Origin of the sequence: Streptodolium elevatio, assembly GCF_040649515.1 — a bacterium.
Lineage (GTDB): Bacteria > Actinomycetota > Actinomycetes > Streptomycetales > Streptomycetaceae > Yinghuangia > Yinghuangia elevatio.
Map to the genome: position 1 here is coordinate 20,640 of NZ_JBEZFP010000076.1, position 23,954 is coordinate 44,593.

General features: G+C 71.1%; 17 protein-coding genes. 7 read left to right on the forward strand and 10 right to left on the reverse strand.

Annotated features, from left to right (window positions below; translation table 11 throughout):
• Positions 1–52: 52 nt before the first annotated feature.
• Positions 53–1,828, reverse strand: a complete 1,776-nt coding sequence (locus AB0C36_RS26105; RefSeq protein ID WP_358358146.1) for a 3-hydroxyacyl-CoA dehydrogenase family protein — start codon at positions 1,826–1,828, stop codon at positions 53–55.
• A gap of 210 nt (positions 1,829–2,038) precedes the next feature.
• On the opposite strand from AB0C36_RS26105, the gene AB0C36_RS26110 reads away from it, so the two are divergent.
• On the forward strand, positions 2,039–3,064 hold the full coding sequence (locus AB0C36_RS26110) for an LLM class flavin-dependent oxidoreductase (RefSeq protein WP_358358149.1): 1,026 nt from the start codon (positions 2,039–2,041) through the stop codon (positions 3,062–3,064).
• A 126-nt stretch (positions 3,065–3,190) separates the two neighbouring features.
• A complete protein-coding gene (locus AB0C36_RS26115; RefSeq protein WP_358358152.1) occupies positions 3,191–3,421 on the forward strand; it encodes a helix-turn-helix domain-containing protein in 231 nt (76 codons plus the stop codon).
• A gap of 156 nt (positions 3,422–3,577) precedes the next feature.
• Here AB0C36_RS26115 and AB0C36_RS26120 read toward each other — a convergent pair whose 3' ends face one another.
• A complete protein-coding gene (locus AB0C36_RS26120) occupies positions 3,578–4,921 on the reverse strand; it encodes an NAD(P)/FAD-dependent oxidoreductase (protein WP_358358154.1) in 1,344 nt (447 codons plus the stop codon).
• Positions 4,922–5,154: 233 nt separating this feature from the next.
• Here AB0C36_RS26120 and AB0C36_RS26125 point away from each other — a divergent pair, with 233 nt between their 5' ends.
• From AB0C36_RS26125 to AB0C36_RS26135, 3 genes are all read left to right on the forward strand, one after another.
• Entirely contained in the window at positions 5,155–5,898 is a 744-nt protein-coding gene (locus AB0C36_RS26125) for a TetR/AcrR family transcriptional regulator (RefSeq protein ID WP_358358156.1), read from the forward strand.
• Positions 5,899–6,294: 396 nt separating this feature from the next.
• Entirely contained in the window at positions 6,295–8,160 is a 1,866-nt protein-coding gene (locus tag AB0C36_RS26130) for a hydroxysqualene dehydroxylase (protein WP_358358158.1), read from the forward strand.
• A 45-nt stretch (positions 8,161–8,205) separates the two neighbouring features.
• Positions 8,206–9,660 (forward strand): flavin-containing monooxygenase, encoded by a 1,455-nt coding sequence (locus AB0C36_RS26135; protein ID WP_358358160.1) that lies wholly within the window; start codon positions 8,206–8,208, stop codon positions 9,658–9,660.
• 119 nt (positions 9,661–9,779) lie between these two features.
• On the opposite strand, the gene AB0C36_RS26140 is transcribed toward AB0C36_RS26135, so the two are convergent.
• The 4 genes from AB0C36_RS26140 to AB0C36_RS26155 all read right to left on the reverse strand — a co-directional run bounded on the left by AB0C36_RS26140 (position 9,780) and on the right by AB0C36_RS26155 (position 14,831).
• Positions 9,780–10,946: a hypothetical protein gene (locus tag AB0C36_RS26140; protein ID WP_358358163.1), complete on the reverse strand. Its 1,167-nt coding sequence runs from the start codon at positions 10,944–10,946 to the stop codon at positions 9,780–9,782.
• Positions 10,947–11,209: 263 nt separating this feature from the next.
• Positions 11,210–12,727 (reverse strand): aldehyde dehydrogenase family protein, encoded by a 1,518-nt coding sequence (locus AB0C36_RS26145; protein WP_358358165.1) that lies wholly within the window; start codon positions 12,725–12,727, stop codon positions 11,210–11,212.
• On the reverse strand, positions 12,724–14,295 hold the full coding sequence (locus AB0C36_RS26150) for an acyl-CoA synthetase (protein ID WP_358358168.1): 1,572 nt from the start codon (positions 14,293–14,295) through the stop codon (positions 12,724–12,726). The genes AB0C36_RS26145 and AB0C36_RS26150 overlap by 4 nt, the downstream gene beginning before the upstream one ends.
• Positions 14,296–14,438: 143 nt before the next feature.
• The gene (locus AB0C36_RS26155) at positions 14,439–14,831 is read right to left on the reverse strand and encodes an SCO5389 family protein (protein ID WP_358358171.1); all 393 of its coding nucleotides are present in this window, start codon (positions 14,829–14,831) and stop codon (positions 14,439–14,441) included.
• A gap of 281 nt (positions 14,832–15,112) precedes the next feature.
• Between AB0C36_RS26155 and nucS the strand changes: the two genes are divergently transcribed.
• Positions 15,113–15,772: an endonuclease NucS gene (gene nucS / locus AB0C36_RS26160; protein WP_358358174.1), complete on the forward strand. Its 660-nt coding sequence runs from the start codon at positions 15,113–15,115 to the stop codon at positions 15,770–15,772.
• Between the two features lie 343 nt (positions 15,773–16,115).
• Complete coding sequence (locus AB0C36_RS26165) at positions 16,116–16,742, forward strand: SH3 domain-containing protein (protein ID WP_358358177.1); 627 nt, start codon at positions 16,116–16,118, stop codon at positions 16,740–16,742.
• Positions 16,743–16,767: 25 nt separating this feature from the next.
• Here AB0C36_RS26165 and AB0C36_RS26170 read toward each other — a convergent pair whose 3' ends face one another.
• The 4 genes from AB0C36_RS26170 to AB0C36_RS26185 all read right to left on the reverse strand — a co-directional run bounded on the left by AB0C36_RS26170 (position 16,768) and on the right by AB0C36_RS26185 (position 23,426).
• Positions 16,768–17,961, reverse strand: coding sequence for a S8 family serine peptidase (locus AB0C36_RS26170; RefSeq protein WP_358358180.1), 1,194 nt, complete (start codon positions 17,959–17,961; stop codon positions 16,768–16,770).
• A gap of 117 nt (positions 17,962–18,078) precedes the next feature.
• Positions 18,079–19,629: a WXG100 family type VII secretion target gene (locus tag AB0C36_RS26175; RefSeq protein ID WP_358358183.1), complete on the reverse strand. Its 1,551-nt coding sequence runs from the start codon at positions 19,627–19,629 to the stop codon at positions 18,079–18,081.
• Between the two features lie 62 nt (positions 19,630–19,691).
• A complete protein-coding gene (locus AB0C36_RS26180) occupies positions 19,692–20,168 on the reverse strand; it encodes a hypothetical protein (RefSeq protein ID WP_358358185.1) in 477 nt (158 codons plus the stop codon).
• 90 nt (positions 20,169–20,258) lie between these two features.
• Positions 20,259–23,426, reverse strand: a complete 3,168-nt coding sequence (locus AB0C36_RS26185) for a hypothetical protein (protein WP_358358188.1) — start codon at positions 23,424–23,426, stop codon at positions 20,259–20,261.
• Between the last annotated feature and the right edge of the window lie 528 nt (positions 23,427–23,954).

The following is a 23,954-nucleotide window of genomic DNA, read 5'->3' on the forward strand; positions in this document are numbered from 1 at the left end:
TCCGGGACGGGGCCCGCCGGCCCTTCGTAGCGGGGCTCGACGCCCTTGGCCGCTACTTCTTCGCGTAGTCGCGGAAGCCGCGGCCGGTCTTGCGGCCGAGGTAGCCGGCCGTGACCAGGTGCTCCAGCAGGGTCGCGGGGGCCCAGCCCGGCTCGCGGAACTCGGCGTACAGCACCCGCTCGATCGCCAGCGAGACGTCGAGGCCGACGACGTCGAGGAGTTCGAACGGACCCATCGGGTAGCCCGCGCCGGTCTTGATCGCGGTGTCGATCTCGTCCGCCGACGCGTAGTTGGCCTGGAGCATCTTGACCGCGTCGTTGAGGTACGGGAAGAGCAGCGCGTTCACGATGAAGCCCGCCCGGTCGCCGCAGTCCACCGCGTGCTTGCGGGTACGCCGGCACACCTCGTGGACGGTGGCCACCACGTCGTCCGAGGTGGTGACCGTGCGCACGACCTCGACCAGCTTCATGACCGGCGCCGGGTTGAAGAAGTGCATGCCGACGACGTCCTCGGGACGCTTCGTCGCCATCGCGCACTCGATGACCGGCAGCGAGGAGGTGGTCGTGGCGAGCACCGCGCCCGGCTTGCAGATCTCGTCGAAGTTCTCGAACAGCGCCTGCTTGACCGACAGTTCCTCGACGACCGCCTCCAGCACGAGGTCGGCGTCCGCGAGGTCCTCCAGGCGCGTCGTGCCGGTGACGCGGCCGAGCGCCGCGTCGCGGTCCTCCTCGCTGAGGCGTCCGCGCTGCACCTGCTTGTCGAGCGAGCGGGTGAGCGCGCCGGTGACCGCACCGACCTTCGCGTCGCTGCGGGCGACGAAGGTCACGGTGTAGCCCGACTTCGCGAACACCTCGACGATGCCGGTCGCCATCGTGCCGGAGCCGACGACGCCGACGGAGTCGATCTCGCGCGGCGTCCCGGCGACCGCGGTGCCGACCGCGGTGTCGGCGACGACCGCGGACGAGCCGGGGGCCTCGTACCGGTAGAACCCGCGGCCGCTCTTGCGGCCCAGCAGGCCCGCGGTGGCCATCTGCTTGAGGATCGGCGCGGGCGCGTGCAGGCGGTCGCGCGACTGGCGGTACATCTGCTGGAGGATGTTGTACGCCGTGTCGATGCCGACCAGGTCGAGCACCGCGAGCGGCCCCATCGGCAGGCCGCAGCCGAAGCGCATCGCGGCGTCGATGTCCTCCCGGGTGGCGTACTTCTCCTCGAACATCGCCGCGGCGTGGTTGAGGTACGCGAACAGCAGCCCGTTGGCGATGAACCCCGCCCGGTCCCCCGCGACGACCGGCGCCTTGCCGAGCTTCTCGGCGAGCGCCACGACGTCCTCCAGGACGTCGGGCTCGGTGACGACCGTGCGGACGACCTCGACCAGCTTCATGACCGGGGCCGGGTTGAAGAAGTGCAGGCCGACGACGCGGGCCGAGCGGCCGGTGGCGACCGAGAGCTCGGTGACCGACAGCGACGAGGTGTTGGTGGCGAGGATGGTGTCCGGACCGCAGATCTTGTCGAGCTGGGCGAACATCTCCTGCTTGAGGTCGAGCTGCTCCGGTATGGCTTCGAGGACCAGGTCGGCGTCGGCCACGGCGGTGAGGTCGCTGCCGAGGCTGATCCGCGCGTACAGCTCGGCCTGCTCGTCCTCGGTCAGCTTGCCGCGCTCGACGGCCCGGGCGGTGGAGGTGCGGATCCGGGCGAGGCCGCGTTCGACCGCGGCGTCGTCCACCTCGACGCCGATGACGCGGACGCCGCCGCGGGCGAGGATCTCGACGATGCCGGCACCCATGGTGCCGAGGCCGACCACGCCGACCGTTGTGATGTCACGCGCCATCATGCGCTCCTTGAATGCCGTCTCCCCGAGGGGAGTACGCCTTGAGGGTTGCTGTGCGGGTCCCACTGGTTACCGCTAAGTAGTCCTGCGCTGTGCCGGGAGTATTGCAGGCCCTGCCGAACGGGCACAGACCGGTCGGACAAGCCGTTCGTGCCCCAATGGGGATTTCACCCGTTATGACGGGTGCGGGGATACCGAGAGGCTGCCCACATGAAGTTGGGGATCTTCCTGCTCGCGGCCCAGTTCGAGGCCGGAGACCAGGGGACGGTGCTCACCTCCGCCATGGACGCGGGGTGCGCCGCGGAGGAGGCCGGGTTCGACGAGGCATGGATCGCCGAGCACCACTTCGTGCCGTACGGGTTGTGCCCGTCAGCGGTCACGTTTGCGGCAATGCTACTGGGGCGTACGGACCGGCTGCGAGTAGGGACGGCCATCAGTGTGCTGCCCAACACCCATCCGGTCGCACTCGGCGAGCAGGCGGCGCTGCTGGACCAGTTGTCCGGTGGGCGCTTCACGCTGGGCATCGGCCGCGGCGGGCCCTGGGTGGACCTGGAGGTCTTCGGCAGCGGCATCGAGCGGTACGACGAGGAGGGCTGGGCCGAGTCCGTCGACCTCCTGATGCGCTGGCTGACCCTGCGCCGGGTGGGCGCCGAGGGCAAGCACTTCCGCTTCCGGCCGGTCCCGGTGGTGCCCCGGCCGCTGACGCGACCGCACCCGCCGGCGATCATCGCCTGCACATCGGCCACCTCCGCCGCGCTGGCGGCCCGGCAGGGCCTGCCGATGCTGCTCGGCATGCACGCCGACGACTGCGAGAAGGCCGAGATGATCAGCGCGTACGACGCCGCCGCGCGCGCCTGCGGCCGGGACCCGCGCGGCGTCGAGCACGCCGCCGCCTCGGTGGCGCTGGTCGCCGACTCGCGGGCGGAGGCGGTCCGCGAGCTCAAGGCAGCCCTGCCGCGCTGGCTCAACCGGGGGCTGTCCGCGCACCAGACGGTCGACGGCCGGGCGCGGACCATGCGCGACCCGCACGCGTACACGGACTACCTGTGCGAGATCCACCCGGTCGGCACGCCGCGCGACGTCATCGCCGCGCTGCGCCGTACCACCGAGGCCACGGGCATCCGCCGCCACCTCCTCTTCGCCGAGGGCGCCGGCCGGCCGGAACGCACCCTCGACAACATCCACAGGCTGGGGAAAGAGGTCCTCCCGGAGATCCGCGCCGACGCGGAACAGTGAGAGCCCGGCGCTGGCGCGCTCTATCGCACCCGCATCTGCCGCGCACCGACTTCGCCGGAAAGATCATGCCTTCCCGCCGGCAGAGCTGCGTTACGGCCGTTACCTGCAAGAACGAAAGGAATCCGAGTGACTGCTCGTCGTTGGCAGGACGTGAAGGCAGATGCGTATCGGCTCAGCCCGCAGATGGCCGATCCGGACGTCCTCGCGGCCGCCCAAACCGCCACCGCCGCTTACATCGCCGGCTACCACCTTGCCGAGCTCCGCAAGTCCCTCGGACTGACGCAGAGCGAAGTTGCCGCTGTTCTCGGGGTTACCCAGGCTCGAATCTCGCAGATCGAACGGGGCCGGGTTGAGTAGATGGGGTTGGAGACATTGCGGTCCTACGCCGCCGCGCTCGGGGGTGAGGTGGAGGTGACCGTGCGGGTGGGACCGCACAGCGTCAGGGTCGCCTGATCCCGCGCGGCGCATCGGGTGCGCGTCCCACGCGGTTCGGGAAGGCCCTTTGGCTGTCGGTCACTTCGTCCCGTCGTCGGAGCGGGCGAGGCGGGAGAGGTCGCGCTTGACGGCGGCTTCCGTGCGCAGTTCGCCGACGATCGTGCGCAGGAGGGCCCTGCGGTCGGTGCCGCGCCGGCGCATCGCACCGATAGCGCAGGCGGCGACGAAGCCCGGGGTCATCAGGCCGCTCGGCTTACGCACGCGCGAGTAGACATCCAGCAGCCGGCGGGAGCCGTGCGGTTCCCGGGCGAGCATGCGCAGCATCTGCTCCTGGAGGGGGTTCACCGCGTCCGAGCGGGCGAAGCGGTTGGTCCAGTGGTACGTCTCGCGGCACTCCGCGACCAGGCGGCGTTCCCACGCGCGTACCACGCGGTCCAGCCGCTCCGGGTTGCCGAGTACGGGAGCCACCGCTTCGCCCAGCAGACGGCCGAAGCGCAGCGCGTCGCGGATGCCCTGCGCGGTGACCGGGTCCTTGAAGTGCCCGGCGTCTCCGGCCAGGGCCCAGCCGGGTCCCGCGGACTTGCGGAAGTACGAGGGCTGTTCGACCGAGGTCACGATCTTCGACGCGCGCGTGGCACCGGCGAGGCGTTTCGCCAGGCCGGGGATCGACGCCACCGTGCGGTCGTACTCGCCTTCCAGGTCGAGGCGGAACGCGTCCGCCCGCTCCTTGGGCGGCATCAAGAGGGCCAGCACGAGCCCGCCGTCGGTGGGGAACGCGGTTCCCAGCTCACGGCCTTCGAGCCACATCGCGGCGGTGCCGTGCCATTCGGTTCGCGGGTCCTCGTAGTACGCGTAGTAGCCGGCCCGTTCGTTGGCGTTGGACAGGTAGGGGACGTCGACGCCGAGCAGCCGGGCGACCGTCGAGCGCCGTCCGTCCGCGCCGATCACCAGCGGTGCCCGCAGGGTGAGTTCGCCGTTCACGCCGCGCTTGGTGGCGCGTACGCCGACGACGCGGCCGTCCTCCCGCACGAGCGAGGTCACCTTGACGCCCTCGCGCACCTCGGCCCCGGCCGCGCGCGCCGTCTCGACCAGCGCGAAGTCGAGTCCGGGCCGCCGCACGCACATGCCGTACGCGATGCCGTCCACGGGCGAGTAGGTGCCGCGCACTTCGGCATCGGGAGACCCGATGTACGCGTCGAAGTGCTTTGGCGGGTCCAGCTTTTCGACGCGTTCGAGGGCGCCGAGCCGGTCCAGTTCGGCGACCCCGCCCGCGAAGAGCAGGTGCGTGGAGACCGTGTCGGACGGGAATCTGCCCGCGTCGACCGCGACCACCCGGCGGCCGGCCCTGGCAAGTGCGGTGGCCGCGGCCGATCCGGCGCAGCGGGCCCCGACCACGATGGCGTCGACGTGCTCTTCGCTCACGGAATCCCCCTGAATCGCCGTGCGGGAACGGGCCGTTGCGGGACGTGTCACTTCCGGAAGGCACGGAACCCGCGGAAGGCGCGGAACTTGCGAGGAGGCGCGGAACCTGAGGTAGGGCGCGGAACCGGAAGGTCGCACCGGAAGATCTCAACCGACAGGCACGTCGGTTCTTGGTGACGCTAAACCCGGCACAGCGCCCCGGACAAGACCCCCTGCGCGGCTACGCTGAGCGCATGGCAGCCCTCCCGCACCCGGACCGCCCCTCGGCAGGGGCGCCCACCACGCCGCCTTCCGCGGTGCGCCGCCGCATGCCCGGTCCGGCGCGTCGGCGCCGCATCGAGGACGCCGCGCTCGCGGTCTTCGGCGCGAAGGGCTACGGGGCCGCCTCCATGGGCGAGATAGCCGAGGCCGCCGGGGTCACCCGCAGCGTGCTGTACGAGCACTTCGCCACCAAACGCGTCCTGTTCCTGACCGTGCTGGGTGAGCAGAACGCGACCCTGGTCGCGCACATGGGTGCGGCCATCACCGGACGCGGCGGCCGGCACACCCGCATGCGGGCCACGGTGGCGGCGTACTTCGACTTCGCCGAGGCCAACCCGGTCGCCCGGCGCCTGCTGTTCGACCAGACCGACGAGGGCGACCCCGAACTGAGCGCCGTCCGCTGGGGAATCCGGCAGACGCGCACGCGGTCGGTGATGGCCATGATGGCGCACGACACCGAGCGGGCCGGCCTGGATCCGCGGTCCCCCGAGGCGGAAGTGCTGATCGAGCTGCTGATCAGCAGCCTGGACGGGGTCGCCCAGTGGTGGGCGCACCACCCGGAGACGCCGCGCGCGACGCTGGAGACGATGGCCGCGAACGTGCTCTGGGGCGGCCTGGAGCGGCTGAACCCACCGGGCGACGCCGCACCCGACTCGCTCCCGGGCTCGCTGCCCGATTCGCTCCCAGATTCGCTCCCGGATTCGCCGACCGCCTAGCCTTTCGGCTCGCCGGCCCGCCGGACGACCGGGTCCGGCCGCGCCACACGAGCCGATTCGGCAGCCGATTCGCCCCTGACACGCTCTGAGGCTCCTGCCGATACGTCTGCCGACACACCTGCCGCGGCGCCGGATTCCACGCCCCCGAAGCGGGCCGAAGCACGCTCCGAAGCCTGTCGAGATCCACTGACGCTCCGTCAAAAACAGGCAACGGTACATCTCTTGACCCGCTGTATCACGGACGCCATAGTCGGCTTGCATCCTGCCGACACATGTGTCGGTTAGCACCGGTCTGAGGCAGCACTCCCGCACTCCACACGCCGCACAGCCCAAGGGCGGCCGTGGCGACGGCCGCGTCTTCGGAGATCCGAGGAGAGACCCCGCATAGGAGGCCCCGTGTCCACGCACGAGCAGCACCTCCCCCGCACCGCGCCGCACACGGCGGCGCCGCCCGCCACCACGCGGGAGCAAATCCCGCCCACCCGGCGGAAGTTCGTGTCCGGCGCGGTGGGCGTCGGCGCCGCGGCGGCGGCCGGCGTCGCCCTCGGCGGCACCGGTGCCCTCGCCGCCTCCGCGTTCGGCGCCCCACTCGTCGCCGCGGCACCCGGCCGCCGCGTCGCCGTCCTCGGCGGCGGCATGGCGGGTCTCACCGCGGCCCACGAACTGGCCGAACGCGGCTTCCAGGTCACGGTGTACGAGCGCAAGTCGCTGGGCGGCAAGGCGCGCAGCATCCCCGTCACCGGTACCGGCACAGGCGGCCGCCGGGACCTGCCCGGCGAGCACGGGTTCCGCTTCTTCCCCGGCTTCTACCTCAACGTGCCGGACACGATGCGGCGCATCCCGTTCCCCGGCAATCCGAACGGCGTGCACGACAACCTCGTGGACGCGCCCGAGGCGATCTTCGCGCAGGCCGGTCGCCCCGACAACCGGCTCGTCCTGCCCAGCGGACTCGACGACCTCACCCCGGAGGCGATCCGCGCCGCACTCAAGACGATGGCCAGTGTGGCCGGCCAGGTGCCGTGGTGGGAGATCGCCTTCTGGGCGGAGAAGATGATCGTGTTCTTCACCAGCGGCGACCTGCGGCGGCGGCACCAGTGGGAGTACATGCCGTACTCCGAGTACCTCCAGATGGACCGGATGTCGGAGGCGTACCGCAACATCCTTGTCCGGTCCTTCACTTCGACTCTCGTCGCGGCCAAGGAGAACGTCGCCAGCACGCGCACGATCACCATGATGGTGGAGATCTTCCTGTGGACCATGCTCGGCCGCGGCAACGACGGCGCACCCGACCGCGTGCTGAACGGCCCCACCAACGAGGCCTGGATCGACCCCTGGCACGCCCTGCTCACCTCGATGGGCGTCGAGTTCAAGGTCGGCTGGACCGTCACCGGGCTCGACTACGCGGGCGGCCGCGTCACCGGTGCGCGCATGACCGATCCGCAGGGCAACGCGGGGACGGTCGACGCCGACCACTACGTCCTCGCCGTACCCGTCGAGCGGGCCGTACCGCTGATGAGCCCCGCGCTCGTCGCCGCCGACCCCGCTCTCGGCCGCCTGCGCCGCCTCCAGACCGACTGGATGAACGGCCTGATGATCTACCTCAAGCGCAGGACGCCCATCACGCACGGACACCTGGCCTTCATGGACTCCCCGTGGGCCGTCACCGGGCTCACGCAAGGGCAGTTCTGGCGCAACGACTTCGCGGCGACGTACGGCGACGGCAGCGTGCAGGACTGCTTGTCGCTCGACCTCTCCGACTGGGACTCCCCCGGCATCGTGTACGGCGTCTCCGCACGCAAGTGCACCCCCCGGCAGATCGTCGACGAAGTCCTCGCCCAGGTCCGCGGCAACCTCGACAACGGCGCCTCCCTCGTACCGGACTCCGCGATCCACTCGTGGTTCCTCGACCCGGGCATCACCGGGCCCGGCACCCCGTCCGTCGCCAACGACGAGCCGCTGATGGTCAACACGGTCGGCTCCTGGGACGACCGGCCGGAGGCGACGACGCGTATTCCCAACCTCTTCCTCGCCGGGGACTATGTACGGGTCTCGGTCAACCTGGCCACCATGGAGGGGGCGAACGAGGCGGGGCGCAAAGCGGCCAACGGCGTGCTGGCGGCGGCCGGTTCGCCGGCGACGCCGGCACGGGTCCTGGAGATGTACCAGGAACCCGCGCTGGCCGGCTTCCGGCGGGCGGACGACCTGCGCTTCCGGCTCGGACTGCCCAACGCGTTCGACGTGCTCAAGCCGTACTGGCCGTGACGTCCCGCACCGGGTGACGGGACCCGACGGAGGGGTTTGCGGATCGTGCCGGAGACGAAGGAGCGGCGGGACGCCGCCGGGACGGACGCACGGGTGCGGCATGTCGCCGTCATCGGAGCCGGATTCGCCGGACTGTGCATGGCGATCCGGCTCCGCCAGGCGGGCATCGACGACTTCACCGTGTACGAGAAGGCCGACGACCTGGGCGGCGTGTGGCGCGACAACACCTACCCGGGCGCGGGCTGCGACGTCCCGAGCATCCTGTACTCCTATTCCTTCGCCCAGCACGGCCGTTGGTCGCGGAGCTTCCCGCGGCAGGACGAGATCCTGGCGTACCTGCGCCGCTGCGCCGACGACTTCGGCCTGAACGCGCACATCCGGCTCGGCACCGAGATCGTCTCCGCCCGCTTCGACGAGAGCGAAGAGGTCTGGCGCCTGCGCACGGCGGCCGGGGACGAGCACGCCGCCCGCGTACTCGTCTCCGGCGTCGGACAGCTCAACCGCCCCCGCTACCCGGACATCCCCGGCCTCCGGAACTTCGCCGGCACCGCCTTCCATTCCGCCGAGTGGCGGCACGACCACGACCTCACCGGGCGGCGCGTCGCGGTGATCGGCACCGGCCCGAGCGCGGTGCAGTTCGTCCCGGAGATAGCCCGGCAGGCCGAAAAGCTCTTCGTCTTCCAGCGGTCCGCGAACTGGGTGGTGCCCAAGCCAGACCGCGAGTTCGGCCGCCGCGAACTGACCCTGCGTGACAAAGTGGCGCCCGTCCGGCTGTTCCTGCGCGGCCTCACGTACGTTCGCGCCGAGACCGTCATCTACTGGGCCATCAGGGGCGGCAGGCTGGCCAAGCTCGCCGAGTTCGCAGCCCGCAAGCACCTGGAAAAGCAGATCACCGAACCGTCGTTGCGCGCGAAGCTCACCCCACGCTTCCCCATCGGCTGCAAACGCATCCTGATCTCCGACGACTGGTACCCGACGCTTGCGCGCGACAACGTCGAGCTGGTCACCGAACCGGTCGGCCGCGTCATCCGGACCGGCATCGACACCGTCGACGGAGTACACCGCCCGGTGGACACGGTGATCTACGGAACGGGGTTCCTGGCCACCGAGTTCCTCAAGCCGATGGACATCACCGGACGTGACGGCGTGGCGCTACAGGACGTGTGGAAGGACGGCGCCGCCGCGTACCTCGGCATCACGGTGCCCGGCTTCCCCAACATGTTCATGCTGTACGGGCCGGGCACCAACCTCGGCCACAACTCGATCATCCACATGATCGAGTCGCAGGCGGCGTTCATCCTCGGCAAGATCCGCGAGGGCGGCGTCCACGAGGTCGCGCAGGACGCGTTCGACCGGCACCAGGACCGCCTCGCCGCCGCGCTGCGCGACACCGCGTTCGCCGCCGACTGCAACAGCTGGTACAAGAACGCCGAGGGCCGGGTCACCACCAACTGGGCCCGGCGCACGCTGACTTACCGGCTGGCGACGCGGCGCGGCTGACCGCGCTCGGGCGCGACAGCCGCAGGAGTCGGGTCGGCCGGCCGACTGCTCGCCCACGGAGTGAGGCAAACCACGGGGTGAGGCAAGGGCCGGGGCCGACGCCGGGGCCAGGGCTAGACCTAGAACCGAGACGAGGGGCCGGAGTTGGACGTGGGGGTGCGGGGCGACCATTCGCAGCCGTCTCGTTCGCGACTGCCCGCGATCACCGCATAGAGCAGGTCGGCCGCGCTGGGCAAGCCTGCCGCCGCGCCGGGTGGATGTGCGGCGTCGGACGGACCCGCAGCGCCTGGTGGGCCCGCGGCGGCCTTCACGCCGACCATGTACGACACCGCCCCGTTCCCGCAGATGGCCCACATCGCGGCCGTTCCCCCGTAGCTGTACGTCGCCTCCGCCACCTCGCCCGCCTTCTGGTTGCCGCGCCGCTGGGAGATCTCGAGACGGGCGAGCTCGTCCCGGTAGACCTCGACGCGGATCAACGGCTGCGACTGCGACGGCGGCGTCTCCGCCGACCCGTCCACGACGATGCAGTCCTCGTGCCGCTCGTCGCGGCCGCTCCACAACTGCACCCAGTCGGTTCGCGCAGCGAGCAGTGAGGGGGCGAGCGGGATCCCGCAGAGTGTCGCGGCATCGAAGGACGACGAAGGCCGCTCGGGGCGGGGTTCGGGCGGCGGGAGGCTGCCTTCGCTGCACCCTGCCTGCTTCCGTACCCGGTTGGCGGTCCGCACCAGCGTCTCGGCGAGCAGTTGACGGGCAACCGGGATCCTGACCCGGAGTTGGGCGTAGCGCTCGCCGTCCCGCGGCATGCACTTGGGTAGTTCGACCCACCCCTCAGAGCCGGACGCCGCGCCCAGCACGCTGTTGCCGAGCGGCGTCGAGACGGAGGAGTCGGGGCCGAACCAGTCGTCGCGGACCAGGGCGTCGTACCCCCGGTAGATGACGAACTCCAGCTCGGGGAACACCGTGCCGGTCGTGCCGGAGAAGATCGCGCAGCGTTCCTCGGGGGCTGCCGGATAGCCCAACGGCCCTGCGGTGTCCCGGTATTGCTTGCTCTGCGGGAGCAGTTCGCCGATTTCGGCGGGAGTGAGCGTGCCCCAGCAGAGGGATCCGTCGCCGGCGGGCCGGTCGTCCTCGAAGGTGCGCACGGTGACGAAGCCCGCGGCGCCGACGGCGACCACGCAGGCGATCGCGAGCAAGGCGTAGCGGCGCGACCGTCTTCGAGGCGGCGGGTCCTGACCGGGCGCGACATGGTGTCGCGGCGCACGGCCGTCGTGCGGGGGCGACGGCATGGCGTCTCGTCCTTCGTCCGGGTGCCGGAGCCGGGAACCGAATGCCGGTGCGGGGCCGTGCGCACGGTGCTGAACTCGATCAGCTGAACTCGATCAGCTGAACTCGATCAGCTGAACTCGGTCAGCTGAACTCGGTCAGCTGTACGCGGTCAGCTGTACGCGGTCAGCTGTACGCGGTCAGCTACGCGGCGGGCCGTGCACTCTTGCCTCCGCGGCGGTGCGCGCAGGCGTGCCCCACACCGGCAACCGGCTTGTGTTTGCGGCTACTTCCTGCCGAACCTCAGGGTCACGTACCGGTCGAGCACCTTCATGGTCGCGGGGCTGCGCCTGAACGTCGTGGGGTCGAGCGGCGCCGAGAAGCGCTTGCGCGTGACCGACTGGGCGCGGGCGAACTCCTTGAGCCCGTCCTCGCCGTGCGTGCGGCCGAACCCGCTCTCGCCGACGCCGCCGAACGGCAGGCCCGGCACTCCGGCGAAGGCGATGACCGCGTTGACCGAGGCCATGCCGGTACGCAGCCGCCGGGCGATCTCCGCGCCGCGGCGGGCGCTGCCGGCGTACACCGAAGCGGAGAGCCCGTACTCGGTCGCGTTCGCCAGCCGCACGGCCTCGTCCGCGTCGGCGACGGTCCGGACCGTGATGGTCGGGCCGAACGTCTCCTCGCACACCGCGGCGCTGTCCTCGGGTGCGTCGACGAGCACCACCGGGTCGATGAACGGCGGTTTGACGGAGTCGACTCCGCCGACCACGGCCGTGGCGCCCTTGGCGATGGCGTCCTCGATGTGGCGGCGTACGACGTCGATCTGGCCGGGCATGGTCATCGGCCCGTACACCCGGTCCTCGGCGTCGGCGCCGGTTTTGAGTTCGGCCGCGCCTTCGCGGATCGCGTCGATGAACGCGTCTTCGAGGCCCTTGACGACGTACACGCGCTCGATCCCCACGCAGGTCTGGCCGGCGTTGGCCAGCGCGCCCCACAGGGCGCCGTCCGCGGCCGCCTTGACGTCCGCGCCCTCCGCGACGATCAGTGCGTCCTTGCCGCCGCATTCCATCAGCACGGGCGTCAGGTTCTGCGCGCACGCCGCCATGACCTTGCGGCCGGTGGCCGACGACCCGGTGAACGCGACCTTGTCGACGCGGGCGGAGCACAACGCGGCACCCGTGGCGCCGAACCCGGTGACGACCTGGAAGACGCCGGTGTCCGCGTCGGGGTTGGCGCGGGCGAAGGAGTCCGCCAGGAACACCCCTGAGGCGGTGGTGAATTCGCTCGGTTTGAAGACGACGGCGTTGCCGGCGGCGAGGGCGTACGCGATGGACCCCATCGGCGTGAAGACCGGGTAGTTCCACGGCCCGATCACGCCGACGACGCCCAGCGGGTGGTACTCGACGGTCGCGGCCTGGTTCATCATCGCCAGGCTGCCGGCGACCCGGCGGCGGCGCAGGACCCGGCCCGCGTGGCTCGCCGCCCAGGTGAGCTGCTCCAACGCGAGGAGGACCTCGAGGAACGCGTCGTCGCGCGGCTTGCCGTTCTCCTCGTGCACCAGCTCGCACAATGCCCGCCGGTCCCGCGTGATGGTGGCGGCCCAGGCACCGAGGCGGCGTTTGCGCTCGCCGGCGGTGAGCGCGGCCCACCACTCGGCACCCTTGCGGGCGCGCGCTACGGCGTCCGCGACCTCGGGCTCGCCGTCGACCGGGTAGCGGGCGATCTCGGCGCCGTTCGCGGGGTTCAGCGAGGGAAACGTTTCGCGCACCGGCTGGACCGCCGGCGACTCGACGGACGTGGTCATGACGTGGCCTCCTCGGGTGTCGCGGCCGCGGCGGCCTTCACGCGCTCGCGCAGCACGTTCTTGGCGACCTTGTTCGCGGCCGTCAGCGGCATTTCGTCGACGAACTCCACCGATCTCGGACACTTGTAGCCCGCGATGAGCCCGTGGGTGTGGTCGCGCAGCTCCCGCTCGGTCAGCTCGGCGCCCTGGTGCAGCACGACGACCGCGTGCACGCGCTCGCCCCACCGCTCGTCCGGTACGCCCACGACCGCGCACGCCGCGACCGCCGGGTGCGCGCTGATGGCGTTCTCGACCTCGGCCGAGTAAACGTTCTCGGCCCCGGTGACGATCATGTCCTTGAGCCGGTCGACGACGGTCACGTATCCGTCGTCGTCCATGAACCCCAGGTCGCCCGAGTGCATCCAGCCGCCCCGCAGCGCCTCCGCGGTCTCCTCGGGGCGGTTCCAGTAGCCGAGCATGATGTGGTCGCCGCGCGCGCAGATCTCGCCGACGACACCGCGCGGGACCTCGTTGTCGTCGGGGTCGACGACGCGGCACTCGTTGTGCGGCAGGGGGCGGCCCGCGGAGCGCAGGCGGCCGGGGTTCCGCTCCTCGTGGTCCTCCGGCAGCAACATGGTGACGAGGGGCGACAACTCGGTCTGGCCGTACGCCTGGCACAGCCGCGCGTCCGGCAGCGCCTGCGACGTACGCTCCAGCAGCGCGTCGCTGATGGGCGAGGCGCCGTACGACAGGAAGCGGATGGACCCCAGGTCGTGCTTGGCGAAGTCCGGGTGGTCCAGCACGATTTGGATCATCGTGGGCACCAGGAAAATCTCGGTGACCCGGTGCTTCTCGACGCCTTCCAGGACCGCCTTGGGCTCGAAGAACGGCAGCAGTATCTGCTTGATGCCCATGACCGAGGCCATCAGCCAGGTGCCGAAGCCCGCCATGTGGAACATGGGCGCCGCGTGCAGCACCGACGAGTCCTCGCCGTCGCGCAGGCGCGCGGTGGCCACCAGGCCGCCCATCACGGACGTCAACAGGTTGGTGTGGCTGAGCATGACGCCCTTGGGAAAGCCGGTCGTTCCGCCGGTGTAGAAGATGCCGGCGAGGTCGCTGCCGCCGTGCCCGGCGTCGGGGACGGGCGCGGAGTCGGCCAACAGGTCGTCGTAGGCGAGCATGCCCTCGGGGGTCGGCCCGACGCCGAAGTGCACCACGGTCTCCAGGCTTTTGCTCAGCTCGCGCAGCTTCGGGACCATGGGGGCGAACACGTCGTCGACCACGAGCACTTTCGTCTCGGAGTCGTCGAGGGAGTAGGCGATCTCGATGGGGCTCCACCGGATGTTGACCAGGTTCAGCACCCCGCCTGCCCAGATCGTGCCGGCCAGCACCTCGATGTAGCGGATCGAGTTGAGCGACAGGATCGCCACGCGCTCGCCGTCGCCGAGGCCGAGTGCCTGGAGGGCGCCGGCGCTGTGGGCGACGCGGTCGCGCAGTTCGCGGTACGTGACGGTCGCGGTGCCCTCGACGAGCGCCGGCTTGTCGGGGCTCTGCTGTGCGTGGCGGTGCAGAGGCTGAATGATGCCCATGAGCTCCCCTGATGAGGTCGGAAGAGGGAACTTGCGGGGGCGGTCGAGACCGCGGTAGATCATTTACTAGCGCTCGCTCAGCTCAGCAAACCGCAGGCCGGACCTGCTGGCAACAGGCCCGGCCGGTGTCTTGTCGAAGCGGTTCAGCAGTCCCGCAGAAGCGGCGACTGGTTCAGCAGTTGACCGCGGACCGACGTGAACGCGCGGTACCGCGCGGTCTCCTCCGTACCCGCGGGAAACACCCCGACGCGATGGCAGTTCTGGAACGCCAGCTTCACACCGTGATGCCGTTCCAGCGCACCCCGGATGGCGTCGCTGGCGAGCGCGCGCAGCAGTTGCCCCCGCGCCTCCTCATCCGGCGGCGGCACCTGGTTGTCGGCGAACTCCCCGCCGTCCACGTCGAGTCGGACGACCAACTCGGCGATCAGGTCCCACGCGTAGGGCAAGGAAGTGCGGATACATTCGACGAATTCGGCTTCGTTGACGTCCCCGGCTTCGGCCTGCGCCAGAAGACCCGGCGGCACATCGAGCGACATACTGAACTCCCTCCCACCAACTGGCTTACGGGCCAGAAGGCTTGACTCACCGTAAGTCAGTCGGCACGGGATGTACCAGAGCCGCGGGTCGCCCGACCCGGCGACGGACCGCCCGCCCCGTCCCACCGGCGCCCCTCGATGGGAACGGCGCCTGCACGCGATCCATGGTGTTGTTCTCGACTCCGGGCCACTTGCCGACCCGTGCCGTGGCGGCGTCGAAGCCTTCCGCCGTCCGGCCGTCGCGGGCGGCCACTGTCGCCCCGCCCGTTAGGCTGGGGCCCATGCGTCTCGTCATCGCCCGCTGCACCGTCGACTACGCGGGACGGCTCTCCGCCCACCTGCCCTCCGCCCAGCGCCTGATCATGGTCAAGGCCGACGGGAGCGTGTCGATCCATGCGGACGACAGAGCGTACAAACCGCTCAACTGGATGAGCCCGCCGTGCACCCTCAAGGAGGAAGAGGGCACCTGGACGGTGATCAACAAGACCGGCGAGAAGCTGATCATCACCATCGAGGAGAAGCTGCACGACTCGTCGCACGAACTGGGCGTCGACCCGGGCCTCGTCAAAGACGGCGTCGAGGCACACCTCCAGGAACTCCTCGCCGACCGCATCACCACCCTCGGTGACGGCTGGACCCTCGTACGCCGCGAGTACCCGACCGCCATCGGCCCCGTCGACATCCTGTGCAAGGACGCCGACGGCGGCACCGTGGCCGTCGAGATCAAACGCCGCGGCGAGATCGACGGCGTGGAGCAGCTGACCCGCTACCTCGAACTCCTCAACCGCGACCCCCTGCTCGCGCCGGTCAAGGGCATCTTCGCGGCGCAGGAGATCAAGCCGCAGGCCAAGGTCCTCGCGACGGACCGGGGCATCGGCTGCGTCGTCCTGGACTACGACGCGCTGCGCGGCGTCGAGGACGACAAGCTCAAGCTGTTCTAGCGGGTGGATCGAGCGGCCGCGCGCCGCCTTCCGCCGCCTTCTGGCGCCTCGGATTAGCGCGCGTCACCTTCGTATCAGCCGCGCGTCACGTCACGTCGCAGCACGTTGCAGCACGTCACAGCACGTCGCGCAGCACGTCGGCGCATGGCTGAGCCGCTGAGCCGCCGCGGGTGGTACGGCTCTCGACCCTGCCCGCGGGGTGCCGTGAAGCGAAACGACTGGATGGAAGTCGGCTGACGGGCGATCAACTTTCCGGCTAATCGCCGGATTTGCCCGTACCGGATCGCTGCGTGGTAGGTAGCCTGGTTTTCGGACACGCGAGTTCGACCGAGGAGGGCCATAAGTGGCCGACGAGGCGCCCTCGTTGTTTTCCTGGCTCCGCAACCAGGTGCAACGGCGGCCCAAGGGCGATGGGGACGAGACACCGGGCGCGGGGGGCGGACTCCGGTTGTCCCGGGGCATGTGGATCGCGGTTGCGCTCGCAATCGTCGTGGTGATCGTGGTTCTGACCTCGGGCAACGGCGGTACCCCCACCGCCAATACCGCCGATTCCAGTTCCCCGGACGCCGGTTCGGTGGCACCCGGATCGCCGGGAGCCGCCTCCGCTTCGCCCGGCACCCAGGCGGGCCGACCCCCGGCGGGCCAGCCGGCCCCGGCCCCTGGAGCCTCCGGCGCGGCATCGGCGACGGCGGAACACGTGGCCCAGGGGAAGACCGCGTACACGCGCAACCCCCAGGGCCTGATTGTCCGTTCGGCGCCCGCGCACACCGGTGACTTCGTCGTGCGGATCGAGTACGACAGCGCGGTCACCCTGATCTGCCACGCCACCGGGCCGAAGGTGTACGGCCGCAACGGCCTTGCCACCACACTGTGGGACAAGGTCACCACACCCGGCGGCAAGACCGGCTACGTCCCCGACGTCTGGGTGCTGACCGAGGCGGAAGTCACCGAACTGGTCCCGGCCTGCTGAGAGTTGAACGTTCGACCCGCCGGGGTCAGCGATACGGCCCGGGTGGTGGCGGGGGCCCGTACGTCGGCACCGGGGGCGGCGGGCCTGCCCCGGGAGGGCCTCGGCGTTTGGTGCGGGAGCGGACGTACACCCACACGATCACCGTGAGGACCGCGACCCCGCCGACGAGGATCCCGACGACCGGCACGAGGCTGTCGGAACCGCCGCCGTCATCGTCTCCGGCGGCCGCGTCGGCTGCGGTGTCCGCGGCCGGTGTGGTCGAGGCGGGCGCGGGTGCGGCGGAGGGGGCGGTCGACGGCGCGGGTTGCCCCGAGGGGGCGGTGGTCGGGAGATTGCCTCGCTTGCCCACCAAGGGGTTCACGTCGGGCGGGCCCGGATCCCCCGTCCAGTTGAGGGCGTTGCGGGGACTGACGTTGCCGTAGCCGAGGGCGTCGTTCGGCACGGGCCCTTCCAGCGGTTTGTTGGCCGAGTCGGTCAGGACCTTGATGATCTGGTTGGCCGTGTAGTCGGGGTGCTTCGCCCAGAGGAGCGCGGCCACACCGGAGGTGAGGGCGGTCGCGGCGGACGTGCCGTCCCCGATGCAGTAGCGGGTGGGACCGGTACACGCGGACGGGACATCCTCCGCCGGGCCGGCCAGCGAGACCCAATAGCCCTGCACCGAACCGTCCCAGAGCTTGCCGCCGTTGCTGTACCCGCCGACTCCGAGAACTCCCGGGTATCCAGCCGGATACGGCGGCATCAGCAGCGGCACTTCATTTCGGTTGCCGCTTGCCGCCACCACGAGTTTTCCGCGGCTCTGAGCGTACGCAAAAGCTTCTGCGAGTGACTGAGACGGCCCGTCTCCCTTGGAAACGCTGATGATCTTCGCGGGCGAGTCCGCGGCCATGCGAACAGCCTGCTCGTAGGTGAAGTCGACGCCACCCGAAGGCCTGACGACGTTGTACGAGACGATCTTCGTCTTCGGTGCCACCCCGACGATGCCCTTGCCGTCCGCGCCACGCCCTGTACCGGCGATCAGCGAAGCCATTCCGGTCCCGTGGCCCCTTGGACTGTCGGCGTCACCGGTGCCGTACGGCTCGCCGACGACTTGGCCGACGAGGTCCGGGTGGGTCGAGTCGACGCCGGAATCGATCAGGGCGACCGTGACCCCTTCTCCTTGCGTGGTCTTCCATACCTCGTCGATCTTCCACTTGTCGAGGTACCACTGCTTCGGTCGCATCGGTTCCACGGCAGCCTGTGCCGTCGGTACGGCGACCAGCCCCGTGACGGTCAGCAGAACCGCCGCACCCATCCCGCAGAGCAATCTGCTTCGACCACTTCGTAAAGAGCGCACACGTCAGCCGATCACCGGAGGTACGGCTCCGCCGGGCTGCCCGTCGCCCCAGGTCTCTTCGTCCTCTTCGAGGTAGTCCGCCCGGCGACGGCGAGCACGCTCGTCGGAACCCGCGCCTGCGCCCGCCCCCATCATCCCGCCCATCGGGCGGGCGGAGCGTTGACCTGCACTACCCGGCGTGGTGCCTTCCGGGTGTACCGACTGAGCCAGTCCAGAACGCAGTCCCGAGCCACCGGAGGAGAACTGCCCTCGGCTCGCGGTGCCGCCGCGCGCCGGGTCCCCGCCGACCGCGCCGCCCGGCGTCCCGATCGGGGGACGTCCTGCCATGGTCCGACTCGTGGACCCGGCGGCGCCGGTCGCACCGGCCCCGCCAACACCTCCCATGGGAACGCCTGTCCGTGGAGTTGTCCCGGGGCGGGCTTCACCCGGCCCGGCCATCTGACCGGGTCGCGTCGTACCGCCTTCGATGCCACCGGTGCGCAGGCCGGGAGCCCCTGGTGTACGTCCGCTTCCCGTGGTGCCGGGGCGCGCCTGGCCACCCGAGGTCCCCCCGGCCATGCCGGGTGTCCCGCCGCGTACCGGTCCGGAGGCTTTCGTGCTCCCGGTTGTCCCGCCGACCCGACCGGGACCAGTTGACGGCGGAACCGCCCCCGGCGGCCGACCGACCACTGGCGCGGTCGGGCCGGTCGTGTTCGGTCCGGAGCCGCTGCCCTGCCCCAGGTACGGCGCGCTCGGATGCCGCGCCGTGGTGGGCGCGGACGGCGTCCGAGCCAGCAGATTCGAGCCGGGCGGCAGCGCCCCCGGCGTGACCTGACCGGCGGTGACGACCGGCGGCGCGCCGGCGCTCTGCGGTGGCGGCCAGGCGCCTACCGACGAATTCGAGGGCGAGGTATACGGGGTGGCGGGTCCGCTCCCTGACGGTCCGCCGGCCAGGGAGGTCTGGCTCGCGGCGGCAACGGCGGCGGCACCCGCGACACCGGCGGCACCACCGATGTCCTCGTAGTTTTCGTCATACCGCGGGCCGACGTTCAACGGGTTCGGCGGCGGCCTGAACTGCGGCTTGGGCAGACGACCGATCTGTTGGGCCGCGCTCACGTACGTCGACGCGAGCGCGTGCATCTGCTGGACCGCCTCCAGGCGAGGTCCTTCCACTGCCGCCTTGGCCTGGTCGTACGCGGTCACGCCGGTGACGGGGTCGAACATCGCGGCCGCGACGGGGTTGTCCTCCATCACCTTCAGGAGCGCCACGTCCTCGGCTGAGATCTTCGGGATCGTCTTCACCGTCTCGGCGAGCTTGTTGCCGGCGATCTCGACGTTGGTCCCGGTCCCCCTGGTGAAGTCGGCCAGTTGGTAGCCCGCGGTGACCAGGTCCGACGTCCACGACTGGAACGCCTGGGCGGAGCCTCCCTCCCAGGCCACCTGGCCGGACTTCATCCGCAGCGCGTCCGCCGCCTCCTGGATCTTGTCCGCGGCACTGACCAGGCTCCGTCCGACCGCTGCGACCCTCTCCCCGTGTCCTCCCGAGATCAGGCCAAGCAGTGCCTCATGACTCATGACTTCAAAATTCGTTTCCACCCACTCCACGCGCCGTCGCCTCCCCCGTGTGGTCGCAATACTCAGCCATCGGTACCGGCAACGCTGCCGGGTGTCGCCGCGTTCGTCGGCGGAACGGCGGCGGGCGGAACGGCGGCACCCTGCGGCGCCGGGTCGGCGTTCCAGGGCTCCCTGCCGGGCTTGTCGCCGTACAACAGCTTCGAGAGTTGGGCGCGCCGCTCTTCGTCGGTCTCGGCGGTTTCGTCGCTGATCATCTTGATCGTCAGCGCCAACGCCTCCATCTGCCGGTGGAGCATGCGCAGGAAGTCGCTGACATCGCCGACGGCAAAGGCGGTGACGATACCGATCGCGTACGCCTCGTTGAACCCTGTTCCATGGTCGGCGCCGGCGACGCCGAGTCCGCCGAACTTGGCCATCGAGCCGGTCTCGACGAGAAGTTCGTCCAGCGCCGACCGGACGCTCCGCTCGAACTCGGTCAGCGACGCCAGGTCCATTTTCAGCTTGCCGACGTACGCCCGATCCTCAGGCGACAGATACAAGGTGCTCGCCTCCCCCGTTGGAAGCATCAGTACCGCACAAAGCCGCGTCCCGAAGTCTAGCCAACCAGCGCGAAGTTGCTATGTACGGCGTCAACTCGCAGACGAATCGACACCTACTGCCGCCAGTTCCGCGGTCCCCGTCCCGGGCTCCGTCGTCGGCGCCGAAGTCGTAACCGGCGGCGTGGTCGTCGGGGGGCTGGCCGGTGGCGTCGACTTGGGCGGCGTCGGCGGAGGCGACGTCACCGGAGGCGGTATCACGGGCGGCGGCTGCGACGGCCCCGGCCCGGGGTTCTGGCCCGGTTGGGTGGCCGGCGCGGTGGTCGCACCCCGGGTGGTCGCCGTCGCGGACGGAGACTTGGTACCCGGGGTGCTGCGTATGCCGGTCGGTGTGGCCGATTCCGACTCTCCTGCCGACGTCCCCGTCGAAGGTGCGCGGCCCGCCTGCGAAGCGGGGGGCACCGCGGCTCCCACCGGCGAACTGCCGTCTCCCACCGGTACGTCCGACACACTCACCGTCGTGTCGTCGGTCGGCCCGCCGCCGCTGCCCGGCGCGTCGCTGCCGAGGGCCACGACGACGGCGAGCGTCACCACAAGCAGTCCGGCCGCGCCGAGTGTCATGACGCCGCGCTTGCCCGCCATGGACGCCGACATTGCCCGGCGCCGACCGAGCGCCGCGGAACCGGCCTCCTGCGTCGAGAACGCACCGGGCCGTTCGCCGGACAGTACGAGAATGCGCCGGTCCGCGGCCAGACCGCGCTTGTCCGACGCGTCGCGCAGCCGTGTCGCCGCGGTCGCCTCCTCGCGGGCCCGCTGCGGCTCGCCCGTACACAGCGCGTGTACGGCCAACTCGTGACGGAACCAGGCCTGTTCGCCGACCGCGCCGGAAGCCGCCGCGGCCGCGGCGCCGATTTCCAGGCAGTCGCGCCAGGCCTCGAACCGCAACGCCGACGCGAAGGCCGGTGCGGCGGCGCGCGCGAGCACGCGTACCGAACTCAGTTTGCCCAGCCGCTCCACCTCGCGCAGGCAGGCGAGGATCACGTCCGCCTCGTCGGCGACCTGGGCGGGCGTCACCGTGGGATGCGAGGCCCACCACGTGAAGTGCTGTATCGCGGCGACCGCCCACGAGGACGGGCCGCGCATCACGCCCACCGACTCGTCGACGACCCCGCCGGCCAGGCGGTGGCGACCGCCCTCCAGGACGACCAGTCCAGCGGAGACGAGTTCGGCGGCGGCGCCGTGCGCGTCCACCGCGCCGGTCAGCGCGGGCAGGTGCGCGGGGTCGGGCAGGACACCGTCCAGCGCCGCACCAAGTCGCAGCACCTGCTGAGCCGGTCGCGACAACAGCGGAACGAGTCTCGGCACGAACAACTGGGGCTCACCGGGGGACGGCAACTCCGGTATCGGCAGCCCGAATTCGTCGTCGTAGTCGCTCTCGGGCCGAACCACTCCGGTGCCGAGCCTCGCGAGCAGCGCGCCCGCCTGGGCGAAGCGGCCCGGATGCCCGTCGACCTCGAACCACAGAGCCGCCGCCCAGCCGAGCTCCTCGTCGTCCAACTCCCGTCCGGCCGCCCGCGCGAGCAGCGCGAACGCCGCTTCCTGCGGGAGTCCGCCGAGGGTGATCTCGAAGAACGGCGACTCCGCGCGTACGGCGGCGTCGATCCCCTCCGCCGAGGACTTGGACGCCACCAGGAACGCGCATTCGGGCGCGATGCCGAGCAGTTCCTCGGTCTCGTCGGGCGACAGGTCGAGGTCGTCGACGACCACCAACGCGGCTACTCCGGACAGGAGTTCGGCTTGGGCTGCGCGCGTCGGCCGGTACGGCTCCCCCGAGAAGCACGCGTCGTGGAACTCCTGCAGCAGGTCGTCGAGACCGCGCCCGTGGCCGCTGAGCGCGATGACGCCGTCCGGCGCGCCGGCGGCATCACCGGACGCGAGGTACTTCAGCAGCGTGCTGCGGCCGATCCCGGCGGGCCCGCCCACCCGCACCGACGTTCCGCGGGCGAGCAGTCCGCGCAGTTCCTCGATCTCGGCCTGCCTGCCCAGCGGCGGATACCCGGTCGAACGCGGCGCGACCGGAGCGCGGACCGGCAGGGGGCGGGACGTCGCGGGCAGCGGTACGACCTCACTGCCGTCCGGGCCACCGATCGTGAGCAGGTGTTCGCCGACGGCCAGTTGCACTACCGCGTTGGGTCCGGGCGTCGCGTTGTGGGCGGGGTACGCCCCGATCGGCGGGCCCGCATGCGCACCCGCCGAGCCGATGCCCTCGAAGCCGCCGGAGGAGTCCGCCGGTTCGCCGACGAAAGGCGTCGTACGCCCTGCCCGCGCATCGGTCCCCGCGCCCGCCCCCGGCTCGGGAACAGGCTGCACGTACGCCTTGTTCAGACCGTCGCGCGCATACCCGTCGGATCCAGGACCGGGGGCGTGCCCGTTGGCCCCGTGCCCGTTGGCCTCGTGGCCGTTCGCTCCGTTGCCGCCGGAGTCGTGCCCGTCGGACGCGTACGAACCGACCCCGAACCGCTCGAACACCGGCCCGCCGGACACGTGTCCGGCACTTCCGTCGCGTCCGTCGCGTCGCGCGTCGCGTGGCATATCGCGTGGCGTATCGCGTCCCTCGGCACCGTCCGCCGCGCCCATCCCGAACTCGGGCGCGCGGTCGTCCGTTTCGACCTCGGCGTCGTCGAACCGAGCCAACCGCCACGGGTATTCCACCCGGCCCGGCCGCTCGCGCCGAGGCACCGGCCCGTCCCCGGAAGCCGACGGAACCTCCGCCGCGCCGGTACCGGCGGCATCGTGCGTACGCGCGCCGTCGGCGCCGCCCACGACGCCGTCCCCGGCGTACTCACCCGCCGACAGATCGGCGCGCCCGTTCAGGTCGCTGCCCAGCACACCTGCCGGTCCTTCGGCCTCCACCGCGCGGCGCACCCGCTCGGCCCGCCCCATGCGCTCGCCCCGCCGCGCTTCGGCGGCGTGCTCGTCCACATCGTGCTGGTCCACATCGTGCTGGTCCACAGTGCGCTCATCCGCACCGCGCTCGCCACCAAGCCCGTTGTCGCCAAGCCCGTTGTCGCCAAGCCCGTTGTCGCCAAGCCGCTCGTCGCTCCGCGCCCCCTCGGCCCCCGCCGCATCGGCCGTCGCGGCGCCTGCCGCATCCGCCGCTCCCGCGACCGGCGCGCTGTCGTCGCGCGTCCCGGTCGCGGCAGCGCCCCTGCCCTGCGGGGCCGGGCGTTCGTCGCCGACTCCCCGCGGGGTTGCGTCCATGGCTCTCCTCAGTCCCCGTCCCGCTCCGTGCAACCGCCCCCTGCCGGAGTCTTCCCGGCCGCCCAGTCCGTACGAAGCCGTACGGCCTGAATGTGGATCATCAGTGTGCCGCGCCTCCCGACCACCCGCCACACCTTCTCAGCGTGCCATCGCGATGTGGCTGTGGTGCCGCCCGAGACGAAACCTTCTCCCACTCTCCACAACGCGCGTAGCCGTCTGACGTCACCCGGCCGGTCGCAATGCCGACAATCCGCCCGAACCAAACCGTCAATCATGGTGCGAGCGGACGCCGGACATTCTCACGGCAATCAAACGCTCGACTCAACAGCTAGGGCGCCTTCCGGTACGCCCACACGAAGGAACACCTGCGGTTCCACGCCGGACCACCGCGCCCGCCGACGCGGAGACGCCGGCGGCCCCGGGCGCGTTCCCGACCACGGAACGTGCCACGGGGCCGCCACCGACGTCGGCGCCCGAACACGCCGAACACGCCGAACACGCCGAACACGCCGAACACGCCGAACACGC

Coding starts and splice junctions, on each gene's coding strand:
- AB0C36_RS26105 (WP_358358146.1), bottom strand. CDS start 1,828: ATGGCGCGTGACATCACAACGGTCGGCGTGGTCGGCCTCGGCACCATG.
- AB0C36_RS26110 (WP_358358149.1), top strand. CDS start 2,039: ATGAAGTTGGGGATCTTCCTGCTCGCGGCCCAGTTCGAGGCCGGAGAC.
- AB0C36_RS26125 (WP_358358156.1), top strand. CDS start 5,155: ATGGCAGCCCTCCCGCACCCGGACCGCCCCTCGGCAGGGGCGCCCACC.
- AB0C36_RS26140 (WP_358358163.1), bottom strand. CDS start 10,946: ATGCCGTCGCCCCCGCACGACGGCCGTGCGCCGCGACACCATGTCGCG.
- AB0C36_RS26145 (WP_358358165.1), bottom strand. CDS start 12,727: ATGACCACGTCCGTCGAGTCGCCGGCGGTCCAGCCGGTGCGCGAAACG.
- AB0C36_RS26150 (WP_358358168.1), bottom strand. CDS start 14,295: ATGGGCATCATTCAGCCTCTGCACCGCCACGCACAGCAGAGCCCCGAC.
- AB0C36_RS26155 (WP_358358171.1), bottom strand. CDS start 14,831: ATGTCGCTCGATGTGCCGCCGGGTCTTCTGGCGCAGGCCGAAGCCGGG.
- nucS (WP_358358174.1), top strand. CDS start 15,113: ATGCGTCTCGTCATCGCCCGCTGCACCGTCGACTACGCGGGACGGCTC.
- AB0C36_RS26170 (WP_358358180.1), bottom strand. CDS start 17,961: ATGCGACCGAAGCAGTGGTACCTCGACAAGTGGAAGATCGACGAGGTA.
- AB0C36_RS26175 (WP_358358183.1), bottom strand. CDS start 19,629: ATGAGTCATGAGGCACTGCTTGGCCTGATCTCGGGAGGACACGGGGAG.
- AB0C36_RS26185 (WP_358358188.1), bottom strand. CDS start 23,426: ATGGACGCAACCCCGCGGGGAGTCGGCGACGAACGCCCGGCCCCGCAG.